At 30.2% G+C, this 715-nt stretch carries 2 protein-coding genes; both read left to right on the top strand.

Going from position 1 to position 715, the window contains the following annotated elements:
• On the top strand, window positions 1-384 hold a 384-nt coding region (locus tag NK213_RS17825), incomplete at its 5' end, for a hypothetical protein (protein WP_253351717.1).
• A gap of 8 nt (window positions 385-392) precedes the next feature.
• Window positions 393-620: a hypothetical protein gene (locus NK213_RS17830; RefSeq protein ID WP_253351718.1), complete on the top strand. Its 228-nt coding sequence runs from the start codon at window positions 393-395 to the stop codon at window positions 618-620.
• The last annotated feature ends 95 nt before the right edge of the window (window positions 621-715 follow it).

Below are 715 nucleotides of genomic sequence, written 5' to 3' on the forward strand. Positions count from 1 at the left end.
TGTGGTGTAGAATTTCCGAATATGGAAAAATATTTTTATGTAACAAAAGGAACAAAAGACGGGTTAAGAAATGATTGTAAAAGATGTCAGGATACACAGAAACTAAGACGTGAAATATCGCATCTGAAAGAGCTTGATACAGTATGCATAGGAGAAGCTAAGGAAGCTGAAATAAAGGAATTGAAAAGCATTTTAGATACAAGGAATACAGAAAAGGAAAATCTAGTAAAAATAATAACAATAACGGATGAGAGAAATGAAAGTTTATCTGATACTGCAGCTAAATTTTGTGAAAAATATAAAAAATCAAGAAAATGGAATTATGCATTAGGAGTATGTCTGGCAGTAATAACAATAGGAACAGGGATAATAATCTTTCTATAGGAGGCATGATGTTTTACAGAGTATCGGATGCAAAAGGAACAAAGGACCGAATTTATAGTGTAGAAAAAATAAACTATATAACGAGAGATAATAATAAAATACATGTATTTTATGAAAGTTGGTCAAATGAATTAACAGCAGGAAGTAGTGAAGAAGCAGAGGAGTTTATGGGAAGTATGCATAAATTATTAAATAAAAAAGGGATATTCAGAAGATTACTGGATATATTAATATAGGAGGACCATATGAAAGATTGGAAAAAAGGATATTACTTAGAGGGAATATATAGGCTGATAGAATTATTTAAAAAGAAAAGCAGCGGGAAAAAACA

Origin of the sequence: Sebaldella sp. S0638, assembly GCF_024158605.1 — a bacterium.
In the GTDB taxonomy this organism is placed as follows: Bacteria; Fusobacteriota; Fusobacteriia; order Fusobacteriales; family Leptotrichiaceae; genus Sebaldella.

Bases quoted from the DNA above. Each gene is read 5' to 3' on its own strand.
- NK213_RS17830 (WP_253351718.1), top strand. From the start codon at position 393: ATGTTTTACAGAGTATCGGATGCAAAAGGAACAAAGGACCGAATTTAT.